The following is an 8,270-nucleotide window of genomic DNA, read 5'->3' as shown; positions in this document are numbered from 1 at the left end:
CTTCTCCCTGGAGGAGCTCGACCGACAGCGATCAGCACACCAGGCACGAACCCTCCCCGTCGTTCCCGCACACACCCGAACAGAGGTACAGCCAGGGGTACCTGCGAGAGAACACCCAGCTCAGAGAAAGGTCGACGGTTTTACAGCGGATCAACGATTCGGTTGGGCAACACTCTCCGAGCCGGACGTACGACCTTCGCGTCGGGTCCGACAACCGAGATCATCTCGCGCATATCCCGGATCTTGCTCTGTGCGGTCCTGGTGCCGGTGACGGCGTCCGGGGCCGCCAAATGAAATTGCCGTGTACCTAAAAGTGCAGGGCGGGTGATACTCCATCCGTGAACAAGATCTTCATACGACCTGCTGACCCCGGTGAGGCGGGGATGCTCACCGCGCTTACGCGCCGGTTACGGTCACTAGGACCTGTTCAAAGAGCGTGCAGGTGAGCCGGCCGGACTCTCGCTCACCGGGCCGGAGGATTTCTTCCGGGCCGACGCACCGAGCGCGAGCAGCAGCAACCCTGCCGAGGCCCACGCGGCCCAGTCTCCCAGGACGGTGTAGAGGGTGGCCGAGCCCTCCCGAGGCAGGGTGGCCGTGACCGTGGTCATGCCCGTCATGCCGGTGTGGCGCTCGGTCAGGATCCGGCCGCGGTTGTCGCTGACCGTGAGCCGTCCCCCACGTGCGGCGCGGGCCACCGCGAGGCCGTTCTCCACGCCGCGCACCACCGCCATGCGGCTGTGCAGCCACGCGTCCTCGCCGAAGTCCCAGGCCGGCGCGAGCAGGGCGGCGGCACCGGCCCTGCCGTACTCCCTGACCAGGCCGGGGAAGTCCAAATCCTTACAGATGATGAGGCCGAGCCGATTGCCGTCGAGGAAGGCCAGGCCGGTGCCGGGCCGGAATTCGCGCTCCACCCCGGGGATCATGTGGTGCTTGTCGTAGCGCACGCCGGAGGGGTAGCTCACCGCGCTGTTGGTCTCCATGGCGATCCCCGCGACCACCTCCACGCCCGGGCGGGCGAACGGCAGGTCGGCGGTCTTGAAAACCTTCTCGGGCAGCACCACGATCTCCGCCCCGCGGGCCACCGCGGCGTCCACGGCCTCGCCGTACCGGCGGACGAGCTGCTCGGAGTCGTCCGTCGCGACCAGCGCGACCTTCCGTCCCCCGGTGTCGGCGGGCGTCGCGAGCCGTACGAGACCATGGCCGAGCGTGAGCGCGACCAGCACACCCGAGACCATCGCCGCACGTGGCCGCAGGACCGCGACGGAGGCGGGCACGAACAGCAGGAGGAAGGTGATGCCCCATACCCCGGTGACCGAGGCGGTCTGCAGCACGGGCAGGACGTCGGCCTGCGTGTACGCCAGATTCCACCAGGCCCCGTGCGGCGCGGCGAGGTTCATGACGTACTCGGCGGTGACCCAGACGGCCGGTACGGCCGACGCCGCCAGGAGCGGCCTGCCGCGCACGATCAGGGTGCGGAAGAGCAGCACACCCAAGCCGTAACAGAGCGCGGGGCCGGCGATGAAGGCGGCGGCCAGCGCGGGTGGCATTTCAAGGGGTCCGGTGAAGTACGGCCACATCTGCGCCTGGCCGGTGAGCCAGACCAACGTCCCGGCGGCGAAAGCCGTACCCCCGCCTGCCCGGCGAGCCAGGAACAGGACAGGGATCGGCGCGAGCCAGGTGAGCCACCAGACGGGATGGAGACCGGTGCCGAAGTGCGTCAGGACGGCGGAGGCGAGGGTGAGCAGGATGCGTTCCATGCCGATGATCGTGCTTTCCCCCACCCCGCGGGCGCGTCACTCGCGGGTGTGATCTCCGTTGTCACTCCTGCCGGCGACCACCAGCCCGGACTCGTAGGCGAGCACCACGGCCTGGACCCGGTCCCGCAGGTCCAGCTTGGTGAGCATGCGGCTGACGTGTGTCTTGACCGTGTGCTCGGTGACCACGAGCGCGGCGGCGATCTCCGCGTTCGACAGGCCGTGCGCGACCAGCCTCAGCGTCTCGCGCTCGCGTTCGGTCAGTGCGGCCAGCCTGGCGGTCAGCCGGGGGGCGACGCCGTGGGCGGGTCTGCGCACCAGGTCCTCAAGCAGCCTCCTGGTCGCCGCCGGGGCCAGCAGGGCCTCACCCGAGGCGACGGTACGGACGGCGTAGGCCAGCTCGTCGCGCCGGATGTCCTTCAGCAGGAAGCCGCTCGCCCCCGCCCGGACCGCGTCGTAGACGTACTCGTCGAGATCGAACATGGTCAGCACGAGTACCTTGGCGGCGGTGGTGGCGCAGATCTCCCTGGTCGCCTCGATGCCGTTCCTGCCCGGCATGCGCACGTCCATCAGGACCACGTCCGGCTGGAGCCGCCCGGCCGCGGCGATCGCCTCCTCGCCGTCGGCGGCCTCGCCGACCACCTCCATGTCCGGCTGCGCCCCCAGGATCAGCCCGAACGCCGCGCGGAAGAGGTCTTGGTCGTCGGCGATGAGCACCCGCAACATGCGGCTATTCAAGCGGAAATTCGGCTCTCACCATGAATCCCCCGCCCCGCCCCGCCTCGGCCCTGAACGTCCCGCCGCATGCCGCCGCCCGTTCTCGCATCCCGGCCAGCCCGTACCCGCCGCGCTCGCCCGGCCCTCGCCCGTTGTCGGTGATCTCCACCGTCAGGCGCTCCCCCCAGGTCAGAGCGAGGTGTACGGCACGCGTACCGGCGTGCTTGCGCACGTTGGTGAGCGCCTCCTGAACGATCCGGTAGACGGCGGCCTCAACGCTTTCGGCGACCGGGCGCGGGATACCGGCGGTCGTACTCACCACATCGAGACCGCTGCGGTCGAGCAACGCGGGGAGGTTGGCCAGACGTGGCTGGAACAGTGACTCGCTCAGGCGCTCGTCGGCATGGCCGCACGCCGGTCCGCCACCTTCGCCAGGGGCCCGCAGCGTGGTGAGCACCCCCCGGAGCTCGGCCAGCGCACCTCTTCCAATGTCGGCGATCGCGTCGAAAACCGCTTCGGCCCTGTCCGGGTCGCCGCGCACCACCACCGGCCCGGCTTCGGCCTGGACCACCATCAGCCCAACGGAGTGGGTGACGATGTCATGCATGTCGCGCGCGATCCGAGTGCGTTCCTCGGCCGCCGCCGCGATGTGCTCCTGCTCCAGCCGCCGCGCCCGCTCGGTCAGCTCGGCGGCTCGCGAGCGGCTCGCCCTGACACTGGTGCCCAGCGCGTAGGCGGCCACGAAGGCGGTCCCCACCAGCCGGAAGGTCTCGTCGTTCTCCCCCGGCAGCACCAACGAGGTCCCCACAGCCGCCACGATCGCCGGAATCGCCGCCAGCCTCTTCCACGTGGGACTCAGGTCGGCGATCGTGTAGACGGCCAGCAGCGGCCCGAAGGGCAGCAACGGCTTCTCCCATGTCACCAACACCGACATCGCCGCCCCGACCACTACCGCCACCACCATCGGCGCCCGCCTGCGCCACCCCACCGGCACCGACGCCAGCAGCCCCAGCCCGATGATCCACCACGGATCGGGATCGGGCAGAACAAGCGGCATCACCGTAGCCAGGACCACGCCCGCCGCAAGCACCCCGTCAACCACCCTGTCGGTCCGGCCCGCCGCGAACATCCGCCCATTATCCGGATCCATCCGCCCGCTGCCCTCACTCTCAAGAGTGATCATTCCCGCTACGCAGCCGGCAGGGTCCTGCCCCTTGGTCCGGGTCCCCCTGCTGGGAGGGCTACGCGTCAGACCCCAACCGGTGCCGCACGAACTCTGGATGGGCATCGCCGACATCGATGCTGTTCTCATCAAGAGCGTTGGCGATGTGAAAACGACCGGCATCGAAGACGAACTCCACAGCGAGGGTGCCGTCCGCCAGGTCATGACATGATGACCGCCACTCAAGCAGAGCGACTTCGCGCAGTTCCAGGCCGACGAACGGCTTCGAGTCCGACGAGAAAGGTCGGCTCGAAGCCGGAAATCCCCATCACGTTAGGCAATTGTCCAGGCTCCTCACAGAACCGGCCGTCGATTCGTCGTGACCAAAGGTGAACCGACCGAAACACCTGGAACTCCAATAGGCTCGTATCATGATCCGCGCTGTGGTCTTCGACGTCGGCGAGTGCCTGGTGGACGAGAGCAGCGAGTACGGGACCTGGGCCGACTGGCTCAACATCCCCCGCCACACCTTCAGCGCCGTCTTCGGCGCGACCATCGCCCGCGGCCTCGACTACCGCGAGGTGTTCCAAGTGTTCCGGCCCGGCTTCGACCTCTACGAGGAACGCGAGAAGCGCGCCGCCGCCGGACAACCGGAGACCTTCGGCGAGGAGGACCTGTACGCCGACGTCCGGCCGACCCTCACCTCCCTGCGCGACGATGGGCTCTGGCTCGGGATCGCGGGCAACCAGACCGTGCGCGCGGGCCGGATCCTTCGCGAGCTGTTCACCGCCGACGTCGACCTCATCGGCACCTCCGACGATTGGGGCATCTCCAAGCCGGACCCGGAGTTCTTCAAGAGGGTCGCCGACGTCGTCCCCTTCGAAGCGCAGGAGATCCTGTACGTCGGCGACCGCCTGGACAACGACATCCACCCGGCGATCGCAGCCGGGATGCGCGCCGCGCTGATCCGTCGCGGCCCATGGGGGATGATCCAGCAGGCCGACCCGGACGCCGACCGCGTACCCTCGCTGCGGATCGACTCCCTGACCGAACTGCCGGACAAGGTGCGCGCGCTCGACGCTGCAGCGCGATGAGAGTCGTACGCGTCGACGAGCCCGCTCGCCCGCCAGCGCCAGAGCTCTGACCGTAAGCGTTGCCGCCCGGGCCCGGCTAACCACCGCAGGGAAACGTCCTGTCTCTCACGAAGCGGGGCGTTCCGACTTCACGAACAGGCCAGGCGCCGTCTCGACCAGGCCCTCGACCTTGAGGACGTCGAGTGCCTTCTTGATCGTGTCCGGCTGATCGGGAACTCCCGCTCAAGCTCGGTCCGCGACGGGAGGCGTCGGCCCGCCGGGATCTCCCCGAGGTGATCCGGTGCGGTGGTAGATCAACCCCCAGGCGTACAGCGCCGCGCTCGAAGCACACGCAGGAAAACCGTGCGCTCAGACCTCTTCGGCGCCGTGTCCAATGGCGATCGCGTCAATATGCCGGGCGAGCTCAAAGTCCTTGGCTGTGAGGCGGTTTCCGGCGTCGTGAGTAGTGATCACGAATCGGATCCGCTGCCAGGTGATGTGAATATCAGGATGGTGGCCGACCTCGCGAGCCTTGGCCGCGACGTACATGGCCAGATGTACGCACTCGTGATAGGCGTGCTTGAACGTTCGGGCTATGGTCTGCCCCTCACGCTCCCACCCTGGCAGCTCGGTCAGATGGGCGACGATCTGCTCTTCGGACAACAGCTGAGGGGTCATCGGTATCTCCGCGTCATGCAGTCAGTTGAACTGAGAAATGATCTCATTCAGTTCTCTGCCGGACGAGGTGTCCGCCCAGGCGGTCGCGCGGCGAGGGATTTCCCTCAGCTCCTGACGCAGTCGAGCCGATCCTGTGCCCTCCACGATCGCCGCAGTGGCCGACGCGATCTGGACAACCCGTTCTGGTTCAGGAACTGCGGCCAGAGCGCTTGCCTGACGCGCCCAGAACACCGCGTTGTCACGCCGCGCCGCGTCCGGAGCGTCGCCAAGCACCTCGTCCCAAAGTGCGACCGCCTCCCGGTAAACGCCCAGCCGGATATAGGCGGTCGCCCGCTGAACTTCGATGTATCCGCGGGTGCGACGACAGGCGTTGCCCCAGGGATGCTCGTCGTCGACCTGATCCACGAGCTCGGCTGCTCGATCAAGCAGCCGGTCGACCAGTTCCTTGTCCCCGGCAGGCAGCATCGACTGGCCATGCGCCTGGTGTACCAAAGCAAGTATCCGCACCTTCGGACACAACTTGCTCTCATTGATCAAGGCGGCCTCGGCGTAGTCGACAACGGTGCGGCCATCGCCCACATCGACCGCGAGCATCGCTTTGTTGGTGAGGGCGTAGCTGATGAGCTGAGGGTCCTGAGAGCGATGAGCCATGTCCAAGGCGATGGTTCGCCAGAGCTCCGACCGACTGCTGTCGCCGGCATCTTGGTGCAGCCAGCCGAGCAGTGCCGCATATGCGACACCAGCGCCCAGCAAGCCGCGACGTACCGGCGCATCAGCAGCATGTACGAGTTCCTTGATGAGCTGCGCCTGAGTCGTGACGGTCGGGATGAGATGGCGAGGACCGAGCCACATGTCGGCCTTGTAGTGGCCGGGAAGCTGTTCGAGGAAGTACATGACGAGCTCCGGAGCTACAGGACCCTGATGAGGTGGATAAGGGGGGATATCGATCGCACTGACACTAATCTCCAATATGTCACGCCGCTTCGGTTCTCCCGTGCCGAAAAGTTCCCCTTCGGGGATGCCGAAGGCTGTGGAGTAGGCGGAGGTCCAGTCTCGGGGAAAATGCTTCCCTTTCTCCCAGTCGCGAATCTGTCGAGTCAGCGAGTCGACAGATCCATGGCCATAGCCAGCAGCGCGAATGAGCTGGCGTGCCATTTCACACTTGTTCCAGTTTTGAGCTTCCCGCTGAGTCTGTAGCCGTACGGCCCATTCTGGGCGCTGTTGCTGGGTCATCGCCGCACCACCTGACCGGAGTACCCGGAGACTTGAAGTCTCCGGGCTATTCTCCGCCATTCTCCGCCTCCCGCGACAGGATGCGCACGACTTCACTAATAAGTGTGGCCCCCAAATAAGACGGACCCGCCCGGCGCTTGCGACGTCCGGACGGGCCCTTGATCAGGAAGGCTCTCCTGACCCGTGAATAACCTTAATGCCCCGGTTCTCGACCGGACCACGACAAGCGGCTGTTCCTGTTTCGCCGACGCGTCACCGCTGCCGATGGGATGCGCCGTCTGCGGACATGCCCCCTACGCTCACCACTGCCTTGGCCAGGCCACCGACCACGAGTACGCGCAGCCGACCGGCGAGCTGATGGCCCAGCGCCTGGAAGCGCGCCGCCGCACCGGTCCGCAGCCCTTCCCCCGCGTCGAGCAGCCCATCGCCGTGGCGCCCGCCGAGGTCATCCCCCTGATCCCCGCGCAGCGCCGCTCCGAGCCGCCCGCACCGACCGCACCCACGCCACTGCCCGAGCGGACGCCCTCCCTCTTCTCCCGCCCGGCCCGACGACCCGCCACCACCGCACCGGCCCGACGCGACGACAACCGACGCCCCACGCCCCGCCCGGTCGAGACACGAGCCGACCGCGCGACCCGCCTGGCGCTCGCCCGCGACACCCTCACCCACCGCAGGGCCCGCACCGCCGCCAACTTGGCCGCTTCCTCGCCTCCGAGCATGGGCTTGAAGTCGGCCACCTGGCCGCTCGCCTTCCAGACCCTCCGGCCGGGGCCCGCCGCCGCCCCCGGCCGGAGCCGCCCCCCGAACACCCCTTCACCCCGACGGCACCAGCCCCGCCGTTGGGAGGTCGCAGCATGAACGCGACCCCGCAAGGCACCCCCATGAGCAGGCGCGGCAGTGCTCCGGTTTCCCAGGCGTATGCCGCTCCGCCGCCCACCCCCGCCGAACAGCCGACCGCCGTCCAACTCGCCGAGAAACTCGCCGCCATCCTGGACAACGTCTACGGCATCTCGACCGACGTCCACCCCCTCGCCTCCGGCAACGCCATCGTCTCCGTCTTCCTCGGCCTGCTCGCCTACACCGACGGCGAGAACTTCTGGTGGACCAGCCCCGAACTCAGCCACTCCAACCCGCCCCTGCTCAGCTCCGCGCTGAGGCTGCCCGTGGCCGCGGCCCAGCTCGCCGAGCACCACCGGATCCTGCGCGCCCGCCCCGCCACCAGCATCCTGGAAAGCGAACTCCCGCTGCTGGCCGACGTCATCCCGGCACAGCATGTTGTCCCGCGCTGACGCCGACGCCACCCGCGCCGCCCGACAAGTGCAGCAGTACGCGCCGACCTGGCTGATCATGTGGAGCCTGCGACACCGCCGCTTCGAGGCGTGGCAACTCACCGACCCACGCCAGTGCCGCATCATCCACGCCCAAAGCGCCGCCGAACTGTGGGACCTCATGCAGCAAGCCGACATCGAGCCGCAGGTCTCACCACCGCCGCTGCCGGCCCCGGGACTCGTTCCCCACCCCCGCATCCTGCCCATAGGCCCCGACGAACAAGTCCCATCCCACCACTTCCCGCAGGAAAGGGAACCGGTCGTGATCCCGTCCCACGACACCCCCACAGACGACCGGGTGAACGCGTCCACCCGGCAGCCCGGC

At 68.1% G+C, this 8,270-nt stretch carries 9 protein-coding genes; 4 read left to right on the top strand and 5 right to left on the bottom strand.

The window, feature by feature from the left end:
- Nucleotides 1-416: 416 nt before the first annotated feature.
- Genes ABZ664_RS39235 through ABZ664_RS39225 form a run of 3 tightly spaced genes read right to left on the bottom strand, consistent with a single transcriptional unit; the run spans nt 417 to nt 3,654 of the window.
- Nucleotides 417-1,757, bottom strand: coding sequence for a nitrilase-related carbon-nitrogen hydrolase (locus tag ABZ664_RS39235; RefSeq protein WP_362522342.1), 1,341 nt, complete (start codon nt 1,755-1,757; stop codon nt 417-419).
- Between the two features lie 36 nt (nt 1,758-1,793).
- Nucleotides 1,794-2,480, bottom strand: a complete 687-nt coding sequence (locus ABZ664_RS39230; RefSeq protein WP_362522340.1) for a response regulator transcription factor — start codon at nt 2,478-2,480, stop codon at nt 1,794-1,796.
- A 4-nt stretch (nt 2,481-2,484) separates the two neighbouring features.
- A complete protein-coding gene (locus tag ABZ664_RS39225) occupies nt 2,485-3,654 on the bottom strand; it encodes a sensor histidine kinase (protein ID WP_362522338.1) in 1,170 nt (389 codons plus the stop codon).
- A gap of 410 nt (nt 3,655-4,064) precedes the next feature.
- Here ABZ664_RS39225 and ABZ664_RS39220 point away from each other — a divergent pair, with 410 nt between their 5' ends.
- Nucleotides 4,065-4,727 carry an HAD family hydrolase gene (locus tag ABZ664_RS39220; protein ID WP_362522336.1) on the top strand — a complete coding sequence of 221 codons (663 nt, stop codon included), beginning with the start codon at nt 4,065-4,067 and terminating at the stop codon, nt 4,725-4,727.
- Nucleotides 4,728-5,075: 348 nt separating this feature from the next.
- Here the strand turns inward: ABZ664_RS39220 and ABZ664_RS39215 are convergent, their stop codons facing one another.
- Together ABZ664_RS39215 and ABZ664_RS39210 are read right to left on the bottom strand one after the other, a co-directional pair.
- On the bottom strand, nt 5,076-5,384 hold the full coding sequence (locus ABZ664_RS39215) for a 4a-hydroxytetrahydrobiopterin dehydratase (protein ID WP_362522333.1): 309 nt from the start codon (nt 5,382-5,384) through the stop codon (nt 5,076-5,078).
- Between the two features lie 21 nt (nt 5,385-5,405).
- Nucleotides 5,406-6,617: a hypothetical protein gene (locus ABZ664_RS39210; RefSeq protein WP_362522331.1), complete on the bottom strand. Its 1,212-nt coding sequence runs from the start codon at nt 6,615-6,617 to the stop codon at nt 5,406-5,408.
- A gap of 183 nt (nt 6,618-6,800) precedes the next feature.
- Between ABZ664_RS39210 and ABZ664_RS39205 the strand changes: the two genes are divergently transcribed.
- The 3 genes from ABZ664_RS39205 to ABZ664_RS39195 form a co-directional block, all read left to right on the top strand.
- Entirely contained in the window at nt 6,801-7,475 is a 675-nt protein-coding gene (locus tag ABZ664_RS39205; protein ID WP_362522329.1) for a hypothetical protein, read from the top strand.
- Complete coding sequence (locus ABZ664_RS39200; RefSeq protein ID WP_362522327.1) at nt 7,472-7,906, top strand: hypothetical protein; 435 nt, start codon at nt 7,472-7,474, stop codon at nt 7,904-7,906. Before ABZ664_RS39205 ends, ABZ664_RS39200 begins: the two co-directional genes overlap by 4 nt.
- On the top strand, nt 7,890-8,270 hold a 381-nt coding region (locus ABZ664_RS39195; protein WP_362522325.1), incomplete at its 3' end, for a hypothetical protein. The genes ABZ664_RS39200 and ABZ664_RS39195, both read left to right, overlap by 17 nt.

The organism is Streptosporangium sp. NPDC006930 (assembly GCF_040635605.1).
GTDB lineage: Bacteria > Actinomycetota > Actinomycetes > Streptosporangiales > Streptosporangiaceae > Streptosporangium.
The sequence above is the reverse complement of the archived record's forward strand: the minus strand, read 5'-3'. Positions and strand labels throughout refer to the sequence as shown.

Coding starts and splice junctions, on each gene's coding strand:
- ABZ664_RS39235 (WP_362522342.1), bottom strand. CDS start 1,757: ATGGAACGCATCCTGCTCACCCTCGCCTCCGCCGTCCTGACGCACTTC.
- ABZ664_RS39230 (WP_362522340.1), bottom strand. CDS start 2,480: ATGTTGCGGGTGCTCATCGCCGACGACCAAGACCTCTTCCGCGCGGCG.
- ABZ664_RS39225 (WP_362522338.1), bottom strand. CDS start 3,654: ATGATCACTCTTGAGAGTGAGGGCAGCGGGCGGATGGATCCGGATAAT.
- ABZ664_RS39220 (WP_362522336.1), top strand. CDS start 4,065: ATGATCCGCGCTGTGGTCTTCGACGTCGGCGAGTGCCTGGTGGACGAG.
- ABZ664_RS39215 (WP_362522333.1), bottom strand. CDS start 5,384: ATGACCCCTCAGCTGTTGTCCGAAGAGCAGATCGTCGCCCATCTGACC.
- ABZ664_RS39210 (WP_362522331.1), bottom strand. CDS start 6,617: ATGACCCAGCAACAGCGCCCAGAATGGGCCGTACGGCTACAGACTCAG.
- ABZ664_RS39200 (WP_362522327.1), top strand. CDS start 7,472: ATGAACGCGACCCCGCAAGGCACCCCCATGAGCAGGCGCGGCAGTGCT.